A 26,907-nucleotide genomic window follows, 5' to 3' on the forward strand; every position below is an offset into this window, starting at 1 on the left:
TTCCACACACCTCAAACCCTTGGTGGATAGCCTTTTTTCTCATATTCATTTAAAAACAGATCTTGAAATAACAGGCAGACGAAATCGAATTCTTTACCAAATTTGAAAGCGCTTTTATGATGTGAGTGGGTAGAAAAATTGAATCTCGCAATCAAAGGTAGGGGGTCTTACATTTGATGAATTTCACCCAAATATTGTGCGGGAGGGATCGATTAGCTTCACCCATTATATTATGGATGATCCATTAGGGAGGAACAGAAATGTCAAAGAAATGGTTTAGCATGGCACTTGTTTTAACGATGTTTGCATCGCTTCTGGCTGCTTGTGGCGGCGGAGGAAGCAAAGAGCCGGCTCCAGAAACAGGCACAAACACCCCACCTAAAGAATCGGTAACACCTGCAGATCCGAACCAATATGGAGATACAGGCGGTTTGACACTGCCGCTTGTTGACAAACCAACTACGATTACATGGATGGTGCCGAGCGACAAGACGGACTTGAACGATTCGCTCTTAGCGAAGGAAATCGAGAAGCGCACAGGCATTAAAGTTAATTTTCAGGCTTACTCCAAAGCTACTTACCAGGATAAACTGAGGGTCGTCGTGGCTTCAGGTAAATTGCCTGATATTTTTCTCGGACTGAAAGCAAATGAAATAAAGAAAATTGGTAAGCAGGGTGCTCTTGCTCCTATTAACCAATATGCAGATCAGCTTCCGAACTTCAAGAAGCTGTACATGGAAGAAAACCCATGGGTACTGACTTCTTACGGCGACGAGCAGGGTAACCTGTATGCCTGGCCGATTTACAACCTGAACCGGGATGTAAACCATGGCTATATGTATCGTAAAGATGTGTTCGATGAACTGGGCATTAAAGCGTGGACGAATACGGACGAGTTTTACGAAGCATTGAAAAAATTGAAAGAAGAGTATCCGAATTCTTATCCATATGCTTCCAAAAACAAAGAATTCATATTCCGTGATTGGGGTTACGGATGGGGGATTTCCGGAGCGAATTATCCGATGTACTATGATGAGTCCGCAAAAGTGTGGAAATTTGCAAGCATACAGCCTGAGCATAAAGAAATGATCGACTTTATGAAGAAGCTCTATAATGAAGGACTGCTGGATCCTGAATTCCTGACCGATACGCAGGAAAGCTGGACGGCTAAAATGACAACCGGCAACAAGGCATTCGTTACTTGGGACTGGATCGGACGTCTAGACATGTTCTACAACCAGGTTAAAGACAGCAATCCTAAGTATGACCTGAGATATGCAAATCCGATAGGTCCAACCGGAAACAGCTTGACGAATCGTAAAGTTGATGCTGATTTTGGTCTTACGGTTTCGAACAACAAGAATAAAGAAGCTGCTTTGAAATTGCTTGATTACCTGACCAGCCCATCCGGTGCTACGCTCGTTACCATGGGTGTGGAAGGGGAAACGTTCAAAATGGAGGGCGACAAGCCGGTATATCCTGAATTGACAGACGTTCCTCTCATCGATATCAGTGTGCTGGAAGACAGATATGGCCTGTGGGTTGAAGGCATGTATCTGCATCCTGACAGACGCAGCGTATACTACAATTTCACCGAGAAGGAACAGGAAGCTCAAGACATGCGCCTGAAAGCAAACAACTTTGAACCGCTGGATCCGGTATTGAACTTTACGGATGCTGAATCGGCGACAATTGCCGAACTTCACTTAAAGCTCGAGAAGAGTGCCAACGAATTCAACGCCAAATACGTGTTGAACAAGAACTACGGCGATGCTCAATGGGCTGAATGGCAAAAAGCGGTTGCTGCTCAAGGCGCTGATAAAATGACTGAAATCTTCAATGCTGCTCAGAAGCGTCTTGATGAATCGGCAAAATAATAACTGCAAACAGCTGCGATATGAAATGGAATATTAGGGTGATGTCAGCACCCGGCATTGTCCGGGTGCTGCTCGTCATCTAAAGGAGGAAACATCATGGCACGTGCCAGCATCGAGGCAGGCAATCCAACACCGCCTAAGAAGAATGCTGCCAGCCGCAAACTGACAGCATTTCAGCATATGAAACGCGACAGACAGCTGCTGCTCCTGTTCCTTCCAGGTTTTTTGTTCTACCTGGTTTTCCGTTACGGTCCTTTGTACGGTATGCTCATTGCGTTTAAGGATTACAGCGTATTCACAGGTATTATAGATAGCCCGTGGGTCGGATTGAAGCATTTCGTTAACTTTTTCAGCGGTCCTGATTTCTGGTTGCTGTTCAAGAACACGCTCTCGCTTGGCTTGTTATCGCTCGTATTCTCATTCCCGTTCCCAATTATTCTGGCGATACTGTTGAATGAAGTACGGCTCAAATGGTTTAAGAAATCGGTGCAGACGATCAGTTACCTGCCGTCCTTCTTGTCTGTCGTTATTATCAGCAGTATGCTGATCGATTTTCTGTCGCCCAATAACGGTATCATTAACCAGATTATCGTGGCCCTCGGATTTGAATCGAAGTATTTCCTGATCGATCCGGCATGGTTCCGCCCGGTTTACATTGCTTCCGACATCTGGACGCATACCGGTTATGAGGCGATTATCTACATGGCGGCTATTGCAGGCATCAGCCCGTCGCTGTATGAAGCAGCCAAGGTGGACGGTGCGAAGAGACGCCATATGATCTTTAAGATTACGATTCCGGCGCTGATGCCGACCATTATTATCATGTTTATCTTGAAGACCGGGCAATTGCTCCGGATCGGCTACGAGAAGGTTCTACTGCTTTATAACCCGATGACATATGAAGTGGCGGATGTGTTCTCCACCTTCGTCTACCGGAAAGGTCTTCTGGAAGCGAACTACAGTTATGCGGCTGCCGTAGGTATTTTCGAAGCGGCCGTAGCAATGGTGCTGCTGCTTACCTCGAACTTCATGAGTAAAAAGATTGGAGGGAATGGCCTGTGGTAACTAAAATGATGAAAAACTTCTCGCTGTTCTCTGTCATTAACGGAATTATTCTACTTTGTCTCTCGGTCGTTATCTTATATCCCATCATTTATATTACAGCCGTTTCCTTCAGTGATACGTCGGCCGTTGTACAGGGTAAGGTAAGCCTGTTCCCGGTTGGATTTAATCTGAATGCCTACATGGAAGTGCTCAAGGATGCACGCATACCGCGCGCTTATATGAACACGGTTTTTTATACTGCGCTAGGAACCACGGTTAACCTTTTGTTAACCGCAATTTGTGCTTATCCGTTATCACGTAAGGATTTCTTCGGTCGTAAATTTTTCATGTTGGCTATCATCCTCACAATGTTCCTAAATCCCGGTATTATCCCGAACTACCTTATCGTGCAGGAATTGGGACTGATCGATAGTGTATGGGCGCTGGTGTTGCCAAATGCCATTTGGACATTTGAATTGATTATTCTGAAAAGCTTTTATGAAAACATGTCGGAATCACTCCGGGAAGCTGCCGTGGTTGACGGTGCATCGGAATATCGTATTTTGTTTCAGATCATCATTCCACTTTCCAAGCCGGCACTTGCTTCAATTGGCTTGTTCTACTTCATGGGCCATTGGAACAGCTTTTTCATCCCGCTCATTTATTTGAACGAAGCAACCATGTATCCGCTTCAGGTTGTTCTGAGGGATATGCTGATCTTTGCGGACAGCAGCAACAACCAGAACTTGGTAGACGCTTCCGCATTGGCTCCACAAGCCATGAAGAACGCAACAATCGTTTTGTCTATGATTCCAGTGCTGCTTCTTTATCCGTTTGCACAGAAGTATTTTGCCAAAGGTGTAATGCTCGGTTCGGAAAAAGGGTGACGTAAGACCAAGTTGGGTATAACATGGTGTTAAATGAAGGGATGACATCAGGAGAGGTGATCCATTTGAATCGATTGATCGCTAACAGAGGATTATTACAAATATTCTTTGCTCTGCAGCTGGTCGTCGGCACCATGTTTATATTCAACTACATCGTATATAAGAATTCCATCTCTGGTATATACGAGAAGGTGACGGAAAACAACCGGATGGTCATTAAGAATATTATCCAGTCGTTCGACACCAGCTTTGCTTCGATTAACAATTTGATGTTTAACATTCATGCACTGCCCTATGAGCATATCATCGATAGTGAAGACAAGCCGGAGATGGAGAAGGTTCTGGATCTACAGGATAGCTTGGCCCAGATGGTTTCCACGATGGATTTTGTGGAGGATGCCATTATAACCTATGATTACAAGCTGGCGATCACCCCTTATGGAACTAGCAGTATGGAGGCGCTGTTCGACCGGAAATACATGTCTGACAAATACAACTCTGTGTTTTGGAACAATTTTATTCGTTCGGAACATGATTTCACGGTATTTCCAGCTGAAACCTACGCCGAGCTGACGAACGGTCATAAGAAAAATCTGATCATGGCGGTTGACAGCAGCAACATCCGAATGTCGAACAAGAAGCTGATGGTCATGATAAATGTGAACAAGCTGCTGAACAGTATCGACCTGAAGGCGATGATTCCAGGTGCATCCCTGATGGTGCTGGATGAGAAGCGAAATGTCATACTTAGCACGGAGAAGGACCTGGATTTGGTTGAAATCCTGAATGACGTTTATTTTAACCGCTCAAGTGAGGCGTCTTTGACGCATGAAAATTTTGAATACAACTTTTATAAGTCGGAATATAACGGATTTATTTATATTAATAAATTGCCTTACAAGTTCCAGAACATTCACTCGGTGACGAGTGCAAACCAATGGATCATGTATGGTGCCATTGTGCTCGCGGTCATTTTGTCCGTATTGCTCAGTATTTACCTGTATAGACCGGTTAAGAATATTTTGAAAGTTCTCGGCGGATCAAATGTGAAAGGCAATGATTTTGTCAAAATCCAAAGTGGGATTATTAAAATACAGCGGGAGAACGAATCGCTCAAGAATCAGATGGGACTTGTTGATTCGGAAATCCGAAGGGGTGTGTTCTTACAGACGCTTGATGGATATCGGCATTCCAGAGAATACGAGATGCAGATGCAAAATCACTATGCCTATTTATTTCAGCGGAGGCATTTTGTAATGGCAGCCATATATCTTCAACCGAAAGATGAGGGAGAACAGCCTGAAATGTCGGTGGAGGATATGACGGAGATGGTTGAGAGCAGCATTCAGGAGAGTTTAGACCACGTTGTCGTATTTCATGAAGAGCATCTTAGATTTCTGATGCTGATTGGTATGGATCATCCGTCTGACCGAAAGAAGATACTGAAACAGTATAAGAGTTACATATGTGAGGTCAAAGAGACAACTTTCCATTCGTTTAAAATATGGGGCTGTGTGAGCAAGTGCTTTGAATCGAAGATAAGTAACTGCCAAGAGGCATATCAGGATATTCAGAACGGTTTCCTTTATCGGAACGTTAACATGAAGGAATGGGTGACGGATACAGAAGCGATTCGGTTTGCTCCAGACATTCATTTTCCGCTTCAAAAAATCGAGAAGCTCTCCAATTGTCTCATGACCGGAAAGACAGAAGAAGCCTTGGAGATTGCTGCTAAAGTTATAGAGGAAAATGTCGATCTTCGTATTCATTATCATCAGCTGTTACATATAGCGCAGACGATTTTTTTCATCGTGCTTAAACAAGTCAATTTTACGGATGATAGTCGTCAGGAACTGTTCCGTCTGGAAACGGATGTTATTGAGCAACTGCATCGTGCCTATAGTCATCAGGAGATTCGTAAGGTTTTGATCGAGGGACTGCGGCGGGTTGTCGCCATGCAAAGTTATGATTCAAAGAGCAAGATGAATCCAGCATTCATATCCCAGTACATTGAACTTCATTATATGGAGAATTTGTATCTGGACCATATGGCAGAAGTGCTGGGTACGAGTTCTAAATACTTCTCGAACTATTTTAAAAAGACGTTTGGTGTCAACTATGTGGAGTACCTGAATAACGTTCGTTTATCCCATGCCAGAGAATATCTTAAGAATACGGAATTAAGCATAGCGGAAATCGGTGAGAAGACGGGATACACGAATTCCTCGACATTTACTACAACGTTTAAGAAGTACTGTGGAGTTTCACCCAGCGAGTATCGAAAGAAAACCGGGAATTAGCGGAAGTGAGGAGGAGCTATATTGAAAGCAATTGCTGCTCAACACGGGAAGGTTGTCATTGCGAACCTAGACAGACCTTCTCTACCAGCAGGACATGTGCGTATTCGTACGGAGTATTCGGCCATTAGTCCGGGGACAGAAATGACCATGATAAAGAATTCTACGGACCACCAGATCGTAATCGGGTACAGCGCAGTTGGTATTATTGTCGAACTTGGGGAACAGGTGTCTGGATTAGCGGTTGGTCAGCGGGTTGCCTGCTACGGAGCACCTTACGTACGACATGCTGAAGAACTTGCAGTACCATCGAATTTGACGGCTATCGTACCTGATCATGTAAGTCCTGAAGAAGCGGCTTTTGCAGGGCTGGGGGCGATTGCGATTCATGCTTTACGCATAGCGGATCTTCGATTTGGAGAGTCGGCTGTCGTTGTAGGATTAGGTATCTTGGGCCAGATTATCGCGCAAATTTCTTCAGCTGCTGCCAATCAGGTACTGGGCTTTGATCTGAATAAGGACCGCGTTGCTGGTATGCAGAAGTATATGAATCATGTGTACGACAACCAGGATGAATTGGAACGTCAGATCCTTACCACAACGGGGGGGCATGGTGCCGATAGTGTGATTCTGTGTGCAGGTGGTAATGGGGAAGAACTGATTAATTCCTCATTAAGATGGATTCGTGATAAAGGAAAGATTGTGATCGTTGGAGACCTGACAATGAAATTCTCACGTGAGCTCATGTTCGGTAAAGAGGCTCAGGTATTGATATCGCGGGCAGGAGGCCCAGGGCGGTATGATAAGGGTTATGAATTGGAGAATAAAGACTATCCTGTGGGATTTGTACGCTGGACCGAAGGCCGGAATGTAGCGGAATATATTCGTCTTCTAGCGGAGCAGCGGATTTCAATAAAGCCGCTGATTTCAAGAGTTGTCCCGATTGATAGTGTGGAAGAGGCTTACGATCAATACGGTCCATCGTCGTCCATTATGGGTACCGTCTTCAAATACGATAGGTAAGTTGAACAATTTTCTAGCGTAAGTTACACAAACAACTGCCATGATGGCAGTTATTTGTGTTTGGTCTTCATTTTGTCACTAATATAAATAAAGCAATAACTACAATAGAAATGAAGATGAAGGGCTTTTTGTTAAGTCCTTTTTGAGTGATCCAAGTTCCGTAAGATGCCAAGAGAGCCATACCCGTGAAAGATAAGAAAAATATTAGTCCTTCTGGAGAAAATACAAGAGTAAAATTAGCTGCATTAAAGGAGCCCATTATAAAAAGGATGATAGCAACGGGTACGCCTCCCATAAGTACAAAAAGTAAAGTTTGAGACCAAAAATAATATCTATTAATCGAACGAAGGAAGATCACACTAAGCAGATACGATAATAACCCAACAGAGAAAAATGCAAATGCAGTCCAAGTAATTAATGGCTTTAAATCATTCGTCTTCTCTCCATAAATTATCCAAAGAGACGCTACATAAACAATTGGCCCTGATAAATAACTGGTGATGGCTACCCATATATAAAATAAGACGGACCGATTCATCCAAACGCCTCCTATTGGGGAGTTGGTTTTTAAATTGGTAAGCTTAAATATAATGGTATATACTTACATTTCATTTGTCTACATGTTTATGAGAAAAAAATCACATTCGGATCATGAAATCTGGTTTCGAAAAAGACAGCTCTCTTGAACAAATTGTCATTGAATTTCTAACAGTTTGAATTAAATGTCAGATTGTATGTGATATTATATATTTTAACTGTACAGGTCTAGATGCTATGATCCGATTTTAAAGCTAGTTTGATAGGATCATTAATATTCATAACAAGGGTGGGTGGAGGTAAGGATGAAGAAACTCATGATTGGAGTTGCTGGGGCTGCTATCGTTGCGCTTGGTGCTTATTTGTTTACAGTAAATGGAGGAAAAGATGAGACCAACGCTGTCACTTCAAGCGAAATTAAACAAATGGTACAGGACTTCAGTTCAGGCAATAGTACAGCAAGATCGGCTTCAATTACATCCCAGGAACTTATGGTAGTTCATGAAGATTCAACAGAAACAACTTTTAGTTTGCCAGATGATGAATTTTTCGTTTCCATCGCTCCATTTGAAAATGAAACGCATCCTTGCGAGATTCATAGTTTAACCTCATGTCGTGGAGAAATGGCGAACGAGGAATTCAATATTTACATTGAAGACAATGACGGGAACGTGGTAATGAATCAAGCGATTAAATCCCAACCTAATGGATTTATTGATTTATGGGTTCCGCGTGACAAAGAACTGAGCATAAAGATTTCGCAAGATGGAAAAACGGCAGAATCAGAAATTACGACATTTGAACAAGATAACACCTGCATTACGACGATGCAGTTGACTTAAGTCATTGCCCATACCTTATTTCTTGAAGGCATGGGCTTTTCTTGTTGTCTGTAACTGTCTGGATTTTTAGGGATTGGGACAGGGGAGCAAAGGTTGTGCAGCTGGTATGATATAATAACGGTCAATATAGGTTAAGAGGGAAGTGAACTTATGGAAGTGACAGCACAGGAAGTTGCGGAGTGGATGGTACAGGAAATCAAATTTACAGGAACACTGCGGCAGGAAGAAGCAATAGAATACGTCAAGACGCACTTCGGGGAGCAGTTTGTTTTTGTTAATGATAATGGAAATGCGTCTCTGTCCAAAGAAGTGAAAAAAGCATTTCGGAAGCTACACGGCGGCCGTATCGCATGGGATCGTGACGGTTTTCTGTGGGCTTGGACATAATCTCGAACCTTGAAGGTTCATGAAACCGATGGATATAGGACCATCGGTTTTTTCTAGGTTTACAATGATATCCAGTTCCAATATAATGTAACCACTTACATAAACGCATTTAATACCCCGATAAACCATCTGATTCTACGCTCATTCGAGCATACCCATTACCGTTAGTGAATAACAATATAGTTTTGCAATTTTTCCGCTGTTTGGTCTGTCTTTTGAGGAGGTGATGTTCACCGCGTACTCGTTTGCGCGGGATATGGTAGTAAGGCTTGGCGACTATAAACCTTAAAGGAGCGTATCGTTGATGATGAAACGCGGCAATTCTATTGTACGTAAAACCATTCTTTTGTTCTGTACGGCCGCCCTAATGCTACCGGCAAGCATGTCATTTGCTGCAAATAAGCCCTTCCCACAGCATACGTCCTATGTAAGTGGAACGATTAAGCCGAACCATGTAACACAGAGCATGATGGATAACGCGGTTCGAACCAAGTGGGACAGCTGGAAGTCCTCTTTTCTCATACCGGCTGGATTAGGAAAGTATGTTGTGAAATATAATTCCGCTGGGGAAACGGTATCGGAAGCCCATGGATATGGCATGCTGTTTACCGTCCTGATGGCCGGATATGATAGTGATGCTCAGACGTATTTTGACGGATTATATGAATACTATAAAGCCCATCCTAGTGACCATAATCCTTATCTTATGGCTTGGAAACAGAATAGCAGCTTCCAAAATATCGGCGGAGCCAATTCGGCTACGGATGGTGATATGGATATTGCATATGCGCTGCTGCTGGCAGACAAGCAGTGGGGAAGCAGTGGAACGATCGATTATCTGGGAGCTGCCCAAAATATAATTAACGCCATCATGACTCATGACGTCAACGTAACTGAGTGGACCTTGCGTCTTGGTGATTGGGTAACAAGCGGTGCATATGATACAGCAACACGTCCCTCAGACTTTATGCTGCATCATTTGAAGGGATTTCAGAAAGCAACAGGCGATACTCGCTGGACGAATGTGCTGGACAAGACTTATATGATTATAAATTCTGTTCATACAAGTTACAGTCCAAAAACAGGATTACTGCCGGATTTCGTGGTAAAGTCCGGTAGCGATTATCAACCGGCGTCCTCGGGTTTTCTTGAGGGCGATAAAGACGGGAAGTACTACTATAATTCTTCACGTACCCCGTGGCGGATCACGACAGATTATTTAATGACGGGGGACAAACGGGCCAAAGAGCAATTAAATAAGATGAATGGGTTTATTAAAAGTGCTGCTAATAGTGACCCTGCTAATGTTCGAGCCGGATATGATTTAAACGGAGCATCGATTGTTACATATAATAGCGGAGCATTTTATGCTCCATTTGGTGTGAGTGCCATGATCTCTTCGGCGAATCAAAGCTGGCTCAATTCGGTCTGGAATTATACGGTCAATGCTTCGGCTGAAGGTTATTATGAAGAGAGCATCAAGCTATTCTCGATGATCGTGATGTCGGGTAATTGGTGGGGATATTAAGATAATAATACATGATTTTTGTCAGTTTATAATGAGGATAGCATCACGCATATAGACGGCAGGCGCCTGGTTCGTTAAAATATGTTCGTTATTCCGAATTCCAGGAAGGTGGGGAGTAGATGAACATATTGTCCAATGCTTGTCGCGTCATAGAAGGACCTCTAGGAGTAACGCCAGAAGAGGTAGGAATGGATTCCCGGCAGCTGGGTAAGCTGGACCAGCACTTTCAGAATCTGATTTCGCAGAAGAAGATTCAAGCAGCCAGTTATCTCGTAGCTCATGAAGGAAAGATTGCAGCATGGAGATCCATGGGGACGCTTCATGGCAGGGCGGGGCAGGGGGATTTGCAGCCCGATTCGATACGTAAACTGTCTTCCATTACGAAAGCGTTCACAAGTGTATCCATTGTGAAGCTGATTGAAGACGGCAAGCTGTACGTTGACCAGCCGGTGGCTACGATCTTAGAAGAGTTCAACAATCCAATGCACCAGGGAATTTCACTGTTTCACCTGCTGACGCATACATCTGGCATTATGCCGGTCACAGGGTACTACAACGAACCTTATCCCCGTGAATGGTGGGGAGCCGGAGGGATGGAGAACTGGATTCCGAAGGTGCTTCAGGGACCGCTTGTATGCCAGCCGGGTGAAGCCTATAATTACTCAACTGTAGGCTTTGCCCTGTTAGGAGAGATTGTTACCCGTGTGTCGGGCCAGCGGTATGAGGATTATGTGCAGGAACATATTTTACAGCCGCTTGGCATGGATCGGACCTTCTTTGATATCCCAGCAGAGCTTCATTCTGAGGTATGTACCGTGGATGAACGGGATGTCCAGCAGTTGTCTGACCAAGACTGGGATGAATCATTACCTCCGCGTTCGGACAGTGGTCTCTACTCGACCTTGTATGATCTGTGGAAATTCGGACAAATGCTGCTGAATGGAGGTACCTTTGAGGGAGAACGTATTCTTGGAAGGAAATCCGTTGAGCTGCTGACCCGGCGCCATCTTTTTAATATTCCAGCCTACCACTGGGGTGGCATGATTAAAGACAAGGGGCATGCACTAGGCCTGGATCTTGCGATCGATCATCTGTCTTTCGAATCACAAGGAACATTTCAGCTAGAAGGAGGAGGAAGATCGGCTCTATTCGTCGATCCGGTCGAGAAGCTGGTCGTCGTCCTGTTCGTTCCTTCTGTGTATTCCTGGGTTCCGGAGTCTGTGCTGGGCACGAAACAGATAATTTGGTCGAGCTTGATGTAAGATAACAATGTAATGGCAGAAATAGAAGAGTAAGCTTTAAGGCGTGCAGACCTATGTCTGCACGCCTTTTATGATGCACCATGTGTATGAGGGGCTTTCATGAAACAAAAAAAGTTTTTCATAAATGGTTGACAGCTACACTCAAATAAAGTATCTTTATACAAGTCGATATTAACTATATAAATGTTAGTTGGTTGAAAGGGGTAAGTGAAACGTGTTTAAGTTGTAGCGGAGACAGTCATTTTTTTTGACTATTAATCTTGATATAAAGATTTTCTAAAGTGAAGTATATTTCTTAATAACTTATATAAAATGGAGGAAATAATAATGAATTTTGAACTCGGTTTGCTTATTCTTCGTCTGGTTGTTGGTTTGTCTTTTGTAGCGCATGGTGCGCAGAAATTGTTCGGCTGGTTCGGTGGCTACGGTCCGAAGGGAACTGGCGGCTGGATGGAATCCATCGGAATTAAGCCCGGTGTAATGATGGCTGTGCTAGCGGGACTGATGGAATTAGTCGGTGGATTGCTGTTTGCTTCAGGATTCCTGACCATCTTGGGTGCTGCATTGATTATCCTCGCTATGCTTGGAGCGATCGTGAAAGTTCATGGTCAGAACGGTTACTGGGCAACGGCGAATGGCTATGAGCTGAACCTTCTCATTATTGCGGTTGCACTGGCTGTAGCCTTGATGGGTGCAGGCGCATATTCAATTGATGCAGTTGTTTTTAATTAAAAAACATAGATACAATACAAGAATCGTCCTTTTTGAATGGTTGTTTAGTCGCTTCCATTCTATGAAAGGGCGATTTCTTTGAATGGAAGGAACGGTTCGTATTCGCAGCGTCAGATTAAGAACAAAGAGACATCCTTAGCCAAATGGATAACAGTATTACAACTCAACCTGTAGTTGAATTCTACACAAATTCAATTACAGGGTTATTGTACACTTCATCTCCTATCCATAAACTGAATGTATAAGGGAGTGAGGGGACATGAAGGACAAACTAGCCAGGAATATTTATATTTACCGTAAAGAAAGAGGACTAACCCAAGAGGGCCTTGCCCAGATCCTAGGGATCACCTATCAAGCGGTATCCAAGTGGGAGAATGCTCAGACGATTCCAGACACCTCCATACTGCCAGCGCTATCCCGGGCACTTGAGGTTAGTATTGATAAGCTTCTGGGTTATGTTTCGACTGATAAGCCGATAACAATTTATGAGGAAGAATACAAGAACTCGGAGTATTACTGGGGGCTGGAACCGTCGAAAGCATGTTATCAAGTGCTTGAGCTCATGCCGCCGACTCGTCACCTGAAGCTACTGGATATTGGATGTGGTGAGGGGAAGGACGCCGTTTTTTTTGCAAGGAATGGATATGATGTGACTGCATTTGATGTGACCGATACAGGGATCGAGAAGATCAAACGCCTTGCGGACCAGGCCCGGGTACCGATTCGTGCATTTAAAGCGGATATTAAAGATTACCGTTTGGATACAAGCTTTGATATCATCTTTGCAAGCGGCGTCTTGCATTATATCAAGCCGGAATACCGTCATGAGATTTTCAGCAATTATAAACAGTTTACGAATTCGGGTGGTATTCATGTGTTTAATGTATTTGTGAATAAGCCTTTCATAGCTCCGCCGCCTGAGCATGAACCGCATGCGTATAAGTGGATATCTGGTGAACTGCTGACGTATTATCATGATTGGCGAATGGAGGAGAGCTCCGAGGTGATCTTTGAATGTAATTCCTCGGGTATTCCGCACAAGCACGCCATGACTCGCATGATTGCTCGTAATATGAAGAGCTAAGGGAATTTCTGATCCTTGTCTTATATAGAGGTTACTAAAAAGTCCACCATCCATGAGATATGGAAGGGGACTTTTCTTGCTGTGGCGGATACCACTTAAGGGAAGCAAAGCGCCTTACCTACCGTACTCGGGATGTCCATGCCTTGCACAACCGAACCAATAGCAGTCCGATAGTATGGCGGTTTGAAAGTACATAGATGGAACATATCCAGTAGCTAAGCGGCCGACCAATGTTCGAAAGTGATCATTCTCGGTATGTATCTCCAGAATGCGTTCATGGCGGTCTGCCAAAGTCCAATTCTCATCATCGCCCGTATCTTCGTGAATTTCCTCTATTAGTTTAAGGTTGTCATTAACGACTTCTTGGACGAACTTTTCTGCCTTGTGGTGCTGCCCTGTTTGCAATAACGAATATAGGAACCGATCCACCCATACAGGCTCCTTCGCATACTGATCCCAACCTTTCTCGAAAAATACGACAGCGTTCTCGTACTGCTTCATCTCCAAATACAACTCAGCAATTTCTACATCCCCAATATAATCCTCTGTCTCGTTGATCAGCTCATCCAAGACTTGGCCTGCCTCATCGATCTGATTTAATTCGATCAGACACTTGGCGTATGCGTATTTGGCATATTCGTCGGTTTCTGTTTCTGCTGCCTTTGAATAATACAAAGCTGCTTTCTCAATATCATGAAGCCCGTACGCTGCAGTGGCTAAATTATGATAGGCAATAGGCGAGGGCGATTCAAATGTGATTGCCTTTTCCAGAACTGTAGTAGCTTCCTGCCAGCGTCCAAGATTTAAATAGGCTTCCCCAAGAAGACTGTACGGGAAGGGAGAGATAGGATTTAGGGATATGCATTCTCTCAGGAGTTCAATTGCCGCTAGATCTCCAGAGGCCCAAGAACGATCCTCATTTCGGATACCTTCTGATATGTACAGAAAAGCCAAGTTGTTTAGAGACTGAATATTCCTTGATTCTTCGACTGCTTGTTTGAATAGATGCAATGAGGAGTCATAATCATTATTTTCAAGCGCCTCAATGGCAAGCTCGTTTGTTGTTATCGTCATGGAGGAACTCCTTCTTTCATAATGGGGTTTTTAATCCACATTATAAATTACAAAACAGCTGCCGCATGGAAAACGATGGGCTGTTACGAAATAAATTTATTATTGGACGCGCAGATCAAATTCAAGCTCGGGAATATAAACCTTTTCATCATCATTCCGGACGTAAGGTCTAATTGTGATTGCTTGCGGTAGGACAGGGAAGGGCTCATACATAATGGATTGCTGGTAGGAGTTATCCGAACCACTGCCTTTGCCGCTTTTGTTTTTCAACAGGATGAAATTGTATTTTTCCAATAAAAGTATTCAATTTCCAATATCCTAAATTAGTGCAATAAAAGTTGCAATATTAGTATGGGATACACGCACATCATTCTTTATGATTAACTCTGTAAGTAACAATATATAGACTGGGGGAAGTAAAGTTGGACACAAATAAAAAAAGGCGAATAGGTAGCTTGGTAATAGCAGGTTTGCTAGCCCTATCAGCAGTCCTGAGTGGATGCAGTAGTAATGGGGGGAACAAGGAAGCTGAACCGAGCCCTTCAGATGCATCCTTGGAGCTAAAAAACGGGAAATATGACCCGCCAATAACAGTCACCTATTTACGGCCTTGGGGTCCAGACGTTAAGTTCAAGCAAGGCGAGGATCAAGACAACAATGTTCATACGAAATGGGCCAAGGAAAAGCTGGGAATCGAGCTGAAAAACCAATGGGTATCACCATCCACAAACAATGCATTCGAGACGAAACTGCGTCTGTCACTTGCTTCCAATGCGGATATGCCCGATATTATCTCGTATCGTGGCGATTTTAATTTGGTACGTGAATTGATTGAAACCGGCAAGTTTGTTGATGCAGGCGAGTTATTCGATAAATATGCCAGCGAAACATGGAAGCAAGCAGTTAACGAAGATCCTACAGTATGGTATCCATATATGGAAGACGGCAAACGAATTGGTATTCCAATTCTGGATTATTCATATAATGGTGATCCTGTCATGTGGATTCGTGAGGACTGGATGAAGAAATTTGGCTTGAAAGCCCCCGAAACATTAGATGATCTTGAAGTTATCATGGAAACGTTTACGAATCAGGACCCAGATGGAAATGGAAAGAAGGATACTTATGGGCTGACCATCGGCTTCAAGAACTGGCTTAACACATGGATGTCTGATGCTGGATGGGTCTTTGGCGCACATGGTACGATGCCAAATCAATGGAATCTGACAGAAGACGGGAAACTGGAATACGGCTCAGTGGCGCCAGGAACGAAGCAGGCTCTGGAAAGACTGCAAAACTGGATGAGCGAAGGGTATATCCCGGAGGAAGCAGGCGTGTACGACGAGACGAAGGCTGCCGAAGAATTCACTGCCGGGAAGGCAGGGATTGTGGTCGGCCCTTACTGGATGGCGTCCTGGCCGCTGGAGGATGTGAAGAAGAATGACCCCGATGCTGAATTCAAGGCGTATCCCATTCCTTCAGGTCCTGATGGTCAAGCAGGCAGACGCGGTACATCAAATGGGAATGGTGTAGTCCTGATTAACAAGGATATGAAGAATCCGGAAGCATTTTTCACATATCAGAACTACCTATTTGATTATTATGCTAACCCCAAAGAGGGTGGGGAGTTCGAATATGGATTCGCGGAAGGATACGACTGGGTTATGGTTGATGGAAAGCCATCAACCGATGCAGGTCTTACAGACGGACATGCTCCTGAGAAATATACGCTGACCTTTGATGGGGCACGGATCCCAAGTCTGAGTATGACCACACTAGCGAAGCTGGCAAGCGGTGAAGCGCCAACAACGCCATTCGAGAAAAAAATGGAAAATGGTGTATCCGTACCGATGCTTGAAGCAGCCCAGGTTGTTATGGATCAAAAGGACATCGTTTACAACCAAATGTTTACCGGTGCTCCAACAATGACAATGCAGATGAACAATGATATTCTGACCAAGATGGAAAAGGATACATTCTCTCAAATCATCTACGGTAAAGCATCAGTCGATGCGTTTGACTCATTTGTAGAGAAATGGAAGTCCTCAGGTGGGGACCAGATAACAAAAGAAGTAAATGAGTGGTATCAGTCTGTACAGAATGAAAAGTAAGACGGCAGGATCGCTGGTTTTGAAGAAAGTATAACTAAGGACGCAAAAGGCATTGCTGGAGGAGATCTCCAGCAATGCCTTTTTACAGTTTACATAAATGGAGCAGGGACTGGTATGAATGCCAGCTTTGAATCTTTAAACCGGCAGGTTTTCACGATATTCCTGCGGAGTAACATCATAGAACTTTTTGAATACACGTATAAAATATGCCGTGTTATTATATCCGACGAGCTCTGCAATTTCAAATACCTTGGCAGTCGAAGTTCGCAAATAATATGCAGCCTTTTCCATTCTCAATCTATACACGTAAGCTGTAAGTGCTTCCCCCGTTTCAGCCTTATAGACTTTGGACAAATAGACAGGATGCAGATGTACATGATCGGCAATCGCAGGCAAGGATACATCGGTAGCCAGATTCAAATCGACAAAGCTTTGTACACTCCGCACAATAGTGCTGTGATTGTCCTTTAGCTCTTGTTCAGCGTCATTACGTATGTGATGTAGCGTGCGGATTGACCAATCTTGCAATTGCTGTGCAGTAGTATAGCTGGGAGCTTGGAAGTAGCGATAGGATTCCGCAGGCAGTAATGAAGAGAGCTGTTTGCCGTTTTTATGGATGATGTAAGCAAATGCACCAGCTAAAGTATAGTAAACTTCAATCGTTGATTCTGTAATATCATGATGTTCGCTCGAATGCAGCAGCTCCTCAAAAATCTGCTCAATTTTCTGTTCTACATCTGCAAAGCGCCCTGCTTCCAACAGGATATTCAACGTTGGCGGCTTATAGAGAGATCTGATGGTGTGAAGAGGATTGATATCCGTTTCATCGGAAGCCGTAACGAACAAGCCTTGCACTTGTCCCATCCTTTTACGCATAGACATAATAGCTCGCTCATAAATCTCTCCAATTTCATGCGGGAATTTACCCCAATGGGAAACGGCAATCGAGATTGCCCCCTTCAAGTATAACTGAACATTAGTTTGGATTTGGGAAGCGTAATGCTCAAGCATCTTTCGGGGAGACTCACCCTTGCTTGAGCTTAACGTGCTAGGGTTTCTCACACTGACCAGAACAACAATGTAATCATGGACATCACGCGTATGCCAGATATGGAAATGGCTTTGCATCACTTCACTAATGATATTGCAGATGGCATATTCCATTAGCGCAAGGTCGTTGTGCGACATCTCGGATAAATGCTCTTCCATTCGAATAACCAGCATACCCAGGTTCTCTCCAACAGAATAGGGCAGCTCTAACAGGTCAAGCTTGTCTTCCAGTGCCTTTTGACTATAGTTTTTTCCTGTCAACAGCTCATTAAGCATTGTGGATTGCAATAATGGCAAGTTATCCTGAAAGGCGTTTAAGGCTCTTTGGTAGGATGCAGCCGTTTCCCATTTATCCTTGATTCGGTTTACGAGACGTTGGACCGTTTCTATCAGATCTTCATCACTTACGGGCTTAAGCAGATAATCGAAGCTTTCATGTTTTATCGCCTGCTTTGCATATTCAAAATCGGCGTAACCTGATAATAAGATGGTGTGAACATGTGGCCACCTTTCATGGATTGCTGTAATAAGTGTGATGCCTGACATTTCGGGCATGCGAATATCGGTAATAACAATATCAACGTCGTGATTCTCCATTATTTCAAGTGCTAAAGTTCCGGATAATGCTTCATGAACAGTGCCAATTCCAAAGGTTTCCCAAGGGATAGTCTCCGATAGCGTCTCTACCACTGAACGTTCATCGTCCACTAATAAAATTTGCAGCATGGGTAGTCACCTACTTGTTAGTATTGTCGTGCCATATGATTGTTACTTTTACACCACCCAATGAAGAATGATCAAAGATCAAGCCTGCTCCCTCTCCGTACAGGAAGGATAAACGTTGATGGACATTCCATGTGCCGCAGCCCATATTCCCGTCCAGCGGTTTAAGAAGATCATTCTTCATATGATCAAGCTGTTCGTCAGACATACCGAGACCACTGTCTTCCACTGTAAGGGTATATATATCGCCCTTGCAGTTCCCGTATATCTTGATCTCACCATCCTCTGATTTAGGCTCCAAACCGTGAATGATAGCGTTCTCAATGATTGGCTGAAGCGTCAATCTAGGTACCGTTTTATCTAAAATAGCATGGGGTACGTCGATTGTAAAATGCATTCGTTCCAGTCTAAGCGACTGTATCTCCAGATAATTTTTGACCATGGCCAATTCTTCACGTATTGTTGCCAGGTCATTTTCTGACCTTGTTATATACCTGTAATACTCGCCCAGATTGAGTGCCATGGCTACCACAGCTTGTTCATTTTTCATTCTCGCCATGTTTTTGATATAGAAGAGAGAGTTATAGAGAAAATGCGGATTGATCTGGGATTGGAGCTGCTTGAGCGTTGCTTCGCGACTTCTTAGTTTCTCCTCGTATACATTCTCGATCAACTCTTGAATACGCTGCGCCATAATGTTGAAGCGGACGAACAGGAGACTGAATTCATTGCGTGATGAGTGATTGAGGCGAACAGAAAAATCGCCGTTGGATAAGCGATTCGTTCCTCTTACCAGTTGAAGAAGTGGGAGCTGTACGCTCCGATAAAGCGCATATAGCACGATGATACTCATCACGATCAGAACAGCGATAGAGGCAAAAAATAGATTTCGGCTGCTAGTAACGGGACTTAATATTTGCTGCATAGGCACATAATCCACGTAATACCAACCGAGACTCTTGGATTGAATATAGGAGACGTAATATTCCGTTTGATCCAGCATGGTGCTGAATCCCCCTCTTGCCCCCAGTTTTGCTGTTTGCAGGGAAGGTAGGAGGGTATTTAAGGTATCTCTTCCCGAACTGTTGCTGATTAAGCCAAAATCGGGATGAAACATAAAAGGATCCCCGTTGTTGTTTAACTTATTTTGATCAAGCAGCAATGTTAGATGGTGAACTGGAAAACTGATTTTGGTAATTAATTTGGCTTTTCCAGGATTGGTCATCGCAGTTGTCGGATCGGTTGTGTGCCAGATAAACTGATTGTCAGCAAATGTCCAGGATTGCGAGCGCGGTTCTGTAAATTCATTCTCACTGTATGGAATATTAGCATAATAGTCGGTTGATATCACTTTTTCCATGCGGGGAAAGTACAAGGTGATGGTCGAATGCCATTTACTTGCTGCGTTGTACAGATTCATCTTCTCCAGTATAGCGTTCCCCGCTTTGACACGCTCATAGGGAATATCTTTGTAGTCTGGACGCTGATATTCCTGAATGCTGGAATCCTGACCAATCGACATCCCGTAGAGGGACAATTGATAAATGTTTGATTCTACGGATTCGGCAAAAGTAGATAGATGATTCATTGTGTTGTTCTGAATCTCATGTTTAATGACGCGTACACTTTCTCTATTTGAGTAGCTGTAGAAGAACAGTACCAGAATAAGCAGCACCACAAATAAAAATGTAATTTTGGTAAAGACATTTAAGCGGGATAGCAAAGCCCAACCTCCTCAATCTCATTAAAATATTCATATCGTTGTTGCAATATTAGGATATAGATTAAAAATTTCCATTGCTATAATTTTAATATACAAGTTCAGGATGACTTGTAAAATACAATTTTTTAGAACATGGGGGATGTAGGGGTGAAGGAACATACTTTAAAAACAACGCATAAACGGCGTTCCACCAGGATTAATCAGCGCTGGAATATGCAGCGTAATTGGTCATTGCATATGATGCTCGTTCCAGCCGTATTACTGGCGCTGGTGTTTCAGTACATACCGATGGGTGGCATTGTTATTGCTTTTCAGGATTACAAGCCACACCTTGGATTTTCAGAGTCCAAATGGGTAGGCTGGGACAATTTCCGATACCTTTTTTTATATCCTGACGTAGGCCAAGTTATTTGGAATACTCTGGTAATTGCTTTTTTTAAAATTATTGCAGGGCTGATTGCCCCTTTCTTGTTTGCTATTTTATTAAATGAAGTACGTCTGGTCGCTTTCAAAAGAGTGAGCCAAACACTCGTTTATTTGCCGCATTTTCTATCATGGGTAATACTCGGCGGGATTTTATTGGATATTCTGTCACCGCAAGGGGGCATTGTGAATAAACTTGTCGTTGCGCTTGGGGGGGAACCGATCTTCTTCCTTGGGGATGGAACCTGGTTTCGTATAACACTCATTGTTAGTGATGTCTGGAAGGAATTTGGTTTTGGGACAATTGTATTTCTGGCTTCACTCACAGGGATCAATCCCGCGCTTTATGAGGCTTCTGAAGTGGACGGGGCTAACCGATTCAAGCAGACACTGCACATTACGATTCCGGCATTGATGCCGATCACGATTGTGGTCATGACTCTTTCCATAGGCAATATTTTAAATGCTGGATTTGATCAGGTTTTCAACCTGTACAATCCGCTTGTTTATGACAAAGGAGACATCATTGACACCTTTGTATATCGATTGGGGATTTTGAACGGGAAGATGAGTTTTGCCACAGCGGTAGGGTTATTTAAATCTGTGGTCGCTACCATATTGATTGTTATATCGTACAGAATGGCTTATAAACTGGCCAATTACCGAGTTTTTTAGAGAGGGGCAGCAGGCTTGTATTATAAAACAAAAGGATATCGAATATTCAGCATAGTAAACTATACGTTTCTTGGCATTTTATCATTGCTTTGCATTTTGCCTATTATTCATATATTAGCCGTTTCATTCAGTAGTATGGCGCCGGCTTCTGCCAATCTGGTCAGCTTCTGGCCCATTGGCTTTACGACGGACGCTTACGTGAAAACATTCGGAAATACGAACTTCATCAACTCCCTTTTGGTATCTGTAAAGCGGACCATAATTGCTACAGTAGTTGGTATGGTAATCATGCTGATTACAGCCTTTCCATTGTCGAAGGAAGATACTATTTTCAAAGGGCGTTCAATATACACCTGGTTTTTTGTATTCACCATTCTGTTCAGTGGCGGACTTATTCCGAGTTATATTCTTGTTCATAAACTTGGTTTGATGGATACGATCTGGGCGCTTGTTCTTCCGGGAGCCTTGTCGGTGTGGAATATTATTCTCATGATGAACTTTTTTCGAGGATTACCTAAAGAACTTGAAGAAGCCGCCTATTTGGATGGAGCAGGCCATATCAAAACACTAATTTTGGTTTACGTTCCACTATCGCTTCCAGCAATCGCAACATTGTCCTTGTTTACGATGGTATATCAATGGAATTCCTGGTTTGATGGCATGATCTATATGTCTGATATAAAAAATTATCCACTTGCCTCCCTGCTCCAGACCATTATTGTTCAGCAGGATCTTAGCAAAATCAATGTGGACCCTTCCATGCTGGAGAATATCTCGCAGCGAACCGTACGCGCAGCACAAATCTTTATCGGTGCGCTCCCGATCTTGCTTGTATATCCATTTTTGCAACGTTTTTTTGTTAAAGGAATCGTCCTTGGAGCAGTAAAAGAATAGAATTGCAAGGCATGACAATAGAGCTGTGGGAGGAAATAGGATGAGAAAAGGACTGGCACGTATTGTTGCATGGTGTTTAGTGGCTTCACTCGTTATTCCAGCATCCGCTGAAGCGGAAATCGCACAGGATCAAGCAAAGACAGACAGCGTGCAGGCGAAGAGCCTGCACGCTGCTGCTCCATACAAAGACCTGTCCGGGCATTGGTCGAAGTCCGCTGTTATGCATATGCAGGATATGTATTTATTGCAAGGCTATGCAGACGGTACGTTCAAGCCGAACCAGGCAATTAGCCGAGCGGAGTTTGTCTTGATTCTTGATCGCGTTTTTGGCTTTGCAGGGGGGGCGGTCTCTAGTTCCTTTGCGGACATAGATGCAAGTGATTGGTACTATGATGCGATGACACGTGCGAACGGTTCGGGAATTATCCAAGGGACCGCTCCTGGACATTTGTCTCCCAAACAACCTATTACCCGGCAGGATGCTGCGGTAATGGTGGACCGTGCTTTTCAGCTTTCGACTGGAACGGAAGAGGCACACGAACTGTTGAAATTCGATGATGCGAATGAAGTTTCCGGCTATGCTGAGAAAGCGATTACTTATCTGGCGAGTGAAAATATTGTAAACGGATACAAGGATGAATTAAACCCCAAGGCGGCAATCACACGCGCAGAGACAGCAAAACTATTGTCCTCCATGATCGCGGATGTCAAAAGCTCCCCTGGTACAATTGAATCCAAGGTGGAGGGAAACTTGATTGTCCGAGCATCTAATATTACATTGAAAAACACAGTCGTGAATGGAAACTTATTGCTAGCCGAAGGGATAGGGGATGGCTCTGTTGTGCTTCAGGGGGTAACCGTTACAGGAAGTGTCATTGTTAAAGGTGGTGGAAGTCATTCAATTGATATCAACAACTCCAAGCTCAATCGAATCGTGATTGACAAACGTGGAGAACCCGTCAGAGTCAACATTGCGGAAGGAAGCAAAATACAAGAAATAATTATCATGCAGAAGGCTCGTGTTGAACTTTCTTCAAACAGCTCAATTGGTTCGCTGAACATCCGCAAGGAGGCGAATCAAACTCAAGTTAACACCAAGGGAGCGATTGAAGAACTGATTGTGGATGCCAGCGATGTTGTTATCAATGGAGAGAAGGTAGAAGCAGGATTGCGTACATCCCTGAGAGGTGAAGCTGATAGGCCTGATAAGCCTAAGTCTGCTGATCCATCGAATGATCAGAATCCTCCGAATAATTCTGCTCCGGGTGGACAAGCACCATCATTGCCAAGCAGTCCAACAGGCGAAAAGCCTATTCCAGCAACAACAATACCTCATGATCAATGGGAACTTGTCTGGAATGATGAATTTAACGGGCCGGTGATCGATTCCTCCAAATGGACTGTGCAGGATACAGGGCTGGTTTATAACAATGAATTGCAATATTACAGCCCGGATAATACTCGTATTGTACAAGATCATAATCGAAGCGTTTTACAAATTGAAGCAAGACGAGAGAAGAAGAACGGTAAAGATTACAGCTCAGGCAAATTAATCTCAATGGGAAAAGGCGATTGGACATACGGCAAAGTGGTTGTACGTGCGAAACTTCCTGTAGGACAAGGCATGTGGCCAGCCTTTTGGATGATGCCTACAGATGAAGCACATTATGGAGGATGGCCTGCTTCTGGAGAAATTGACATCATGGAGTTAATCGGTGGCAACAAGAACCAAAATAAGGTATACAGTACATTGCATTATGACAGTGTGAAGCCTGATGGTTCTCATGGACACAACCAGGGAAGCCTTACACTCCCAGAAGGAGAATCCTTCGCTGACGATTATCATGATTTCCAGGTGGAATGGCTCCCTGGGATGATTCGATTCTATGTTGATGGCAAGCTGCACCATGAAGTAACCGATTGGCAGACAAAAGCTTCAGGTCAACCGGAATACTATACGTTCCCTGCACCCTTTGATCGTCCGTTCTACCTGATTCTGAATTTGGCGGTTGGAGGAGATTGGCCGGGATCGCCTGACAGCGCTTTTACTTCAGAAGCGATGAACGTTGATTTTGTGCGGGTGTATTCATACAAAAACTTAAACCAATGGCCCGATGTGACTTCGAATCCAATAATGCCTGAACCTCAGCGTGAACCACAAGCTGATGGTAATCAGATCTACAATGACCGTTTCTCGGAAGGTTCTGGAGCGAATGGTGTTCCACATCAGTGGCAGTTCATTACAAATGCTAATGGGGCCGGAGATGTCAAGATTGTAGAGGATGAGCAAAAAGGAAAAGCGGCGAAGATAACGATCACAGAATCAGGAACTGAAAATTATTCGATTCAGCTTACACAGATGCCGATATACGTCATGAAAAACAAAAAATACAAGGTGCAGTTTGATGCCAAGGCATCCGCTGACCGAAAAATCAGTTCCAAAGTGACCCAATTTGAAAAGGACTGGATGAATTATTCGGGAGAACAATCCTTCTCACTCACGACGGATTGGCAGTCTTACGAATATACATTTAACATGCGGGATAGTTCTGATCATAATGCCAGATTTGAATTTAATTTGGGACTTGATGATACAACGGTTCTGCTTGCAAACGTTCGACTAATCGAGGTTGGCTCGGCTGACCCTCTGACTGTGGAACGGAATGTACTTCCCGATGGAAATTACATCTTCAATGGAACTTTTGATCAAGGCAAGAATCGTCTAGGTTTCTGGTCTAGCGGTATTCAGGAGGGTGCTGCAGCCAAGATCGATGTTAATAATTTTTTGAAGTTCCCGATTATGGAGCGTCAACTAGTTGTTGATGTAACGCAAACAAATGGTGAGCCTGGGCAGGTCGCGGTTACACAACCGGATTTGAAGCTTGAGGCAAATACAACATATGGCTTCTCCTTTGAAGCCAAGGCAGATACGCTGCGGAGTATGGACATTGAACTTGTCAGTAGTGACGGGCATTCCATTCAAGTTCATCAAGGGCGGAACCTTCGGCTTGACCAAGAGATGAAGACGTATACCGGAGAAATCCTGATTGGAGATGGAGTGCCTGTTGCGAAGTCCGAACTTAAACTGTTATTTGGCAGTTCCAAGGGTACGGCATATGTGGACAATGTTCGTCTGACGAAACGAGGAAAACCTGTATCAGTTAATGGTTACGCACATGTGCCTGCAACCGAAGCCTGGTTGATGCAAGGCTTGCAGCTGGAGGATTCGGTCGAAGGTGGCAAGCATGTCGGTTACATGGATAAAGGGGACCTGATGCAATATAAAATCGAAGTGGATCATGACGGGATTTACGTACTATCCGCCCGAATGGCCAGTGGGAGCAGTGATTCGCAGGTTCTTTTCAGTATCAAGGACGAACATGGCGAAATTGTCGCACAGTCGGAGCTCAATTTCGGGGACACGGGTGGATGGCAGTCATACAATACGGTCTATTTCCCACCGGTTTCACTAACGGCAGGAAATCACTATTATGTAGATTTTGAAGGTGTGAATTATAATACACGCTGGGTGGATATTTCGCAGAATAAAGTGAAAAATGGAGAGCTTACAGCAGGCCAGAGTCATTGGGAGATGGTCCCTAATGATCTGTCAGCCTCAGATGCCGAGGGTGGAGGTATGATTATTAATTTACCCGGCACAAGTAAAGATTGGTGGGATGCCTTGCTGCAACAGGGACAGCTAGAACTTGAGGCAGGGAAAACATACCGACTCACATTCGAGGCATCGGCATCCAGTCCGAAATCGTTGCAAGTCGTCGTCTCACAGAACGAAGGCGATTATACGAAGTATATGGAAGAGCAAATCGAGCTGACCGAGAGGAAGCAGCAATATGCTTATACATTTTCGATGGGGGATACCTCGGATCCCGCAGCTGTACTTGCATTTGGGTTAGGTTATCCGCTATCAACTGGACCGCATACCATGTTCATCCATAACGTGTTGTTAATTGAGGTTAATCAGAGTGCAGACCAAGGAGGACAGCCCATTAACGTGAATCTGATTCCGAATGGAGACTTCTCCAAAGGAATTGAGGGTTGGTTTACTCATGTGGAAGGCAATCCCGAGGACCTTGAGGTGAGTGTCAGCAACCAACAGCTCCAAGCTAAAATTGGAGATGTCGGGCAAAACCCCTGGGATCGTCAAGTCATTAACGAAGGATTTGGCATTCAGCGAGGTTTTAAATACAAGCTCACTTTTAAGGCAAAAGCCGAGAAGGGTCGGAAAATGAGCCTAGGCATCGGATGGGTCGATGCGGCATCTAACTATGAGTGGCATGGATTTTTTGGAAATCAGGTTGAACTGACAACAGAAGAGCAGGTTTTCACCTTTACATTTGATACGACAGAAGATAGTTATCCTGATACTCGAATTTCATTTGATATAGGCAACATTTCGGGTACCGAAGATGGTGATACGACAATCACCTTGTCTGATGTCAGTTTGATCAACATAGGTCCTGTTGAGTAACTAAGATTGAGTTTAACAACTAGAAAAGTCCACTATCCATGAGAATGGAAGTGGGCTTTTCTAGATGTTGTGACCCACTTACCATTATGTAATGAGTATTTAATAGACTCTGACTGTATTATATACTTGAGATATTATTCCAGAAAGGTGGGGTACTATATGGTGAGGTGGATGGCTCGCTCCATGCAGGTTTGCGCGATAAGCAAAGCGGTTGAGTGTATGGAGCTGAGTGTTTCATAACCGCT

General features: G+C 43.9%; 20 protein-coding genes. 15 read left to right on the forward strand and 5 right to left on the reverse strand.

The genetic code is table 11. The features are described 5' to 3' along the window. Nucleotides 1-260: 260 nt before the first annotated feature. From ACFQV5_RS15850 to ACFQV5_RS15870, 5 genes are all read left to right on the forward strand, one after another. A complete protein-coding gene (locus ACFQV5_RS15850) occupies nt 261-1,877 on the forward strand; it encodes an extracellular solute-binding protein (RefSeq protein WP_379248330.1) in 1,617 nt (538 codons plus the stop codon). Between the two features lie 96 nt (nt 1,878-1,973). Further along, on the forward strand, nt 1,974-2,942 hold the full coding sequence (locus tag ACFQV5_RS15855; protein WP_379248331.1) for an ABC transporter permease: 969 nt from the start codon (nt 1,974-1,976) through the stop codon (nt 2,940-2,942). A gap of 5 nt (nt 2,943-2,947) precedes the next feature. After that, nucleotides 2,948-3,808, forward strand: coding sequence for a carbohydrate ABC transporter permease (locus ACFQV5_RS15860; protein WP_379248624.1), 861 nt, complete (start codon nt 2,948-2,950; stop codon nt 3,806-3,808). A 65-nt stretch (nt 3,809-3,873) separates the two neighbouring features. Then, nucleotides 3,874-6,108 (forward strand): helix-turn-helix domain-containing protein, encoded by a 2,235-nt coding sequence (locus ACFQV5_RS15865; protein ID WP_379248332.1) that lies wholly within the window; start codon nt 3,874-3,876, stop codon nt 6,106-6,108. A gap of 21 nt (nt 6,109-6,129) precedes the next feature. After that, nucleotides 6,130-7,128, forward strand: coding sequence for a zinc-dependent alcohol dehydrogenase (locus tag ACFQV5_RS15870; protein WP_379248333.1), 999 nt, complete (start codon nt 6,130-6,132; stop codon nt 7,126-7,128). A 67-nt stretch (nt 7,129-7,195) separates the two neighbouring features. Here ACFQV5_RS15870 and ACFQV5_RS15875 read toward each other — a convergent pair whose 3' ends face one another. Continuing rightward, entirely contained in the window at nt 7,196-7,666 is a 471-nt protein-coding gene (locus tag ACFQV5_RS15875; RefSeq protein ID WP_379248334.1) for a hypothetical protein, read from the reverse strand. A gap of 304 nt (nt 7,667-7,970) precedes the next feature. Here ACFQV5_RS15875 and ACFQV5_RS15880 point away from each other — a divergent pair, with 304 nt between their 5' ends. The 6 genes from ACFQV5_RS15880 to ACFQV5_RS15905 all read left to right on the forward strand — a co-directional run bounded on the left by ACFQV5_RS15880 (nt 7,971) and on the right by ACFQV5_RS15905 (nt 13,500). After that, nucleotides 7,971-8,507 carry a CueP family metal-binding protein gene (locus ACFQV5_RS15880; protein WP_379248335.1) on the forward strand — a complete coding sequence of 179 codons (537 nt, stop codon included), beginning with the start codon at nt 7,971-7,973 and terminating at the stop codon, nt 8,505-8,507. Nucleotides 8,508-8,657: 150 nt separating this feature from the next. After that, on the forward strand, nt 8,658-8,894 hold the full coding sequence (locus ACFQV5_RS15885; protein ID WP_379248336.1) for a DUF6953 family protein: 237 nt from the start codon (nt 8,658-8,660) through the stop codon (nt 8,892-8,894). Between the two features lie 304 nt (nt 8,895-9,198). Further along, on the forward strand, nt 9,199-10,422 hold the full coding sequence (locus tag ACFQV5_RS15890) for a family 8 glycosyl hydrolase (RefSeq protein WP_379248337.1): 1,224 nt from the start codon (nt 9,199-9,201) through the stop codon (nt 10,420-10,422). 119 nt (nt 10,423-10,541) lie between these two features. Further along, the gene (locus ACFQV5_RS15895) at nt 10,542-11,684 is read left to right on the forward strand and encodes a serine hydrolase domain-containing protein (protein WP_379248338.1); all 1,143 of its coding nucleotides are present in this window, start codon (nt 10,542-10,544) and stop codon (nt 11,682-11,684) included. 327 nt (nt 11,685-12,011) lie between these two features. Then, nucleotides 12,012-12,416: a DoxX family protein gene (locus ACFQV5_RS15900; RefSeq protein WP_379248339.1), complete on the forward strand. Its 405-nt coding sequence runs from the start codon at nt 12,012-12,014 to the stop codon at nt 12,414-12,416. A 259-nt stretch (nt 12,417-12,675) separates the two neighbouring features. Beyond that, nucleotides 12,676-13,500, forward strand: coding sequence for a methyltransferase domain-containing protein (locus ACFQV5_RS15905; protein ID WP_379248340.1), 825 nt, complete (start codon nt 12,676-12,678; stop codon nt 13,498-13,500). Nucleotides 13,501-13,614: 114 nt separating this feature from the next. On the opposite strand, the gene ACFQV5_RS15910 is transcribed toward ACFQV5_RS15905, so the two are convergent. Together ACFQV5_RS15910 and ACFQV5_RS15915 are read right to left on the reverse strand one after the other, a co-directional pair. Next, nucleotides 13,615-14,574, reverse strand: coding sequence for a tetratricopeptide repeat protein (locus ACFQV5_RS15910; protein ID WP_379248341.1), 960 nt, complete (start codon nt 14,572-14,574; stop codon nt 13,615-13,617). Between the two features lie 99 nt (nt 14,575-14,673). Next, complete coding sequence (locus ACFQV5_RS15915) at nt 14,674-14,844, reverse strand: hypothetical protein (protein ID WP_379248342.1); 171 nt, start codon at nt 14,842-14,844, stop codon at nt 14,674-14,676. 152 nt (nt 14,845-14,996) lie between these two features. Between ACFQV5_RS15915 and ACFQV5_RS15920 the strand changes: the two genes are divergently transcribed. Further along, nucleotides 14,997-16,685, forward strand: a complete 1,689-nt coding sequence (locus tag ACFQV5_RS15920; RefSeq protein WP_379248343.1) for an extracellular solute-binding protein — start codon at nt 14,997-14,999, stop codon at nt 16,683-16,685. 135 nt (nt 16,686-16,820) lie between these two features. Here ACFQV5_RS15920 and ACFQV5_RS15925 read toward each other — a convergent pair whose 3' ends face one another. Together ACFQV5_RS15925 and ACFQV5_RS15930 are read right to left on the reverse strand one after the other, a co-directional pair. After that, nucleotides 16,821-18,461: a response regulator gene (locus tag ACFQV5_RS15925; RefSeq protein WP_379248344.1), complete on the reverse strand. Its 1,641-nt coding sequence runs from the start codon at nt 18,459-18,461 to the stop codon at nt 16,821-16,823. A 10-nt stretch (nt 18,462-18,471) separates the two neighbouring features. Next, nucleotides 18,472-20,181, reverse strand: coding sequence for a sensor histidine kinase (locus ACFQV5_RS15930; RefSeq protein WP_379248345.1), 1,710 nt, complete (start codon nt 20,179-20,181; stop codon nt 18,472-18,474). Nucleotides 20,182-20,394: 213 nt separating this feature from the next. Here ACFQV5_RS15930 and ACFQV5_RS15935 point away from each other — a divergent pair, with 213 nt between their 5' ends. From ACFQV5_RS15935 to ACFQV5_RS15945, 3 genes are read left to right on the forward strand one after another with little or no spacing between them, the layout of a single operon-like run. Beyond that, on the forward strand, nt 20,395-21,279 hold the full coding sequence (locus ACFQV5_RS15935) for an ABC transporter permease (protein ID WP_379248625.1): 885 nt from the start codon (nt 20,395-20,397) through the stop codon (nt 21,277-21,279). A 15-nt stretch (nt 21,280-21,294) separates the two neighbouring features. Then, the gene (locus ACFQV5_RS15940; protein ID WP_379248346.1) at nt 21,295-22,173 is read left to right on the forward strand and encodes a carbohydrate ABC transporter permease; all 879 of its coding nucleotides are present in this window, start codon (nt 21,295-21,297) and stop codon (nt 22,171-22,173) included. Between the two features lie 40 nt (nt 22,174-22,213). After that, nucleotides 22,214-26,662 (forward strand): carbohydrate binding domain-containing protein, encoded by a 4,449-nt coding sequence (locus ACFQV5_RS15945; RefSeq protein WP_379248347.1) that lies wholly within the window; start codon nt 22,214-22,216, stop codon nt 26,660-26,662. Nucleotides 26,663-26,907 lie beyond the last annotated feature (245 nt).

Origin of the sequence: Paenibacillus sp. GCM10028914 (genome assembly GCF_042666275.1) — a bacterium.
GTDB lineage: Bacteria > Bacillota > Bacilli > Paenibacillales > Paenibacillaceae > Paenibacillus_AQ.

Coding starts and splice junctions, on each gene's coding strand:
- ACFQV5_RS15900 (WP_379248339.1), top strand. CDS start 12,012: ATGAATTTTGAACTCGGTTTGCTTATTCTTCGTCTGGTTGTTGGTTTG.
- ACFQV5_RS15895 (WP_379248338.1), top strand. CDS start 10,542: ATGAACATATTGTCCAATGCTTGTCGCGTCATAGAAGGACCTCTAGGA.
- ACFQV5_RS15860 (WP_379248624.1), top strand. CDS start 2,948: ATGATGAAAAACTTCTCGCTGTTCTCTGTCATTAACGGAATTATTCTA.
- ACFQV5_RS15910 (WP_379248341.1), bottom strand. CDS start 14,574: ATGACGATAACAACAAACGAGCTTGCCATTGAGGCGCTTGAAAATAAT.
- ACFQV5_RS15890 (WP_379248337.1), top strand. CDS start 9,199: ATGATGAAACGCGGCAATTCTATTGTACGTAAAACCATTCTTTTGTTC.
- ACFQV5_RS15880 (WP_379248335.1), top strand. CDS start 7,971: ATGAAGAAACTCATGATTGGAGTTGCTGGGGCTGCTATCGTTGCGCTT.
- ACFQV5_RS15925 (WP_379248344.1), bottom strand. CDS start 18,461: ATGCTGCAAATTTTATTAGTGGACGATGAACGTTCAGTGGTAGAGACG.
- ACFQV5_RS15885 (WP_379248336.1), top strand. CDS start 8,658: ATGGAAGTGACAGCACAGGAAGTTGCGGAGTGGATGGTACAGGAAATC.
- ACFQV5_RS15875 (WP_379248334.1), bottom strand. CDS start 7,666: ATGAATCGGTCCGTCTTATTTTATATATGGGTAGCCATCACCAGTTAT.
- ACFQV5_RS15935 (WP_379248625.1), top strand. CDS start 20,395: ATGCAGCGTAATTGGTCATTGCATATGATGCTCGTTCCAGCCGTATTA.
- ACFQV5_RS15855 (WP_379248331.1), top strand. CDS start 1,974: ATGGCACGTGCCAGCATCGAGGCAGGCAATCCAACACCGCCTAAGAAG.
- ACFQV5_RS15850 (WP_379248330.1), top strand. CDS start 261: ATGTCAAAGAAATGGTTTAGCATGGCACTTGTTTTAACGATGTTTGCA.
- ACFQV5_RS15945 (WP_379248347.1), top strand. CDS start 22,214: ATGAGAAAAGGACTGGCACGTATTGTTGCATGGTGTTTAGTGGCTTCA.
- ACFQV5_RS15905 (WP_379248340.1), top strand. CDS start 12,676: ATGAAGGACAAACTAGCCAGGAATATTTATATTTACCGTAAAGAAAGA.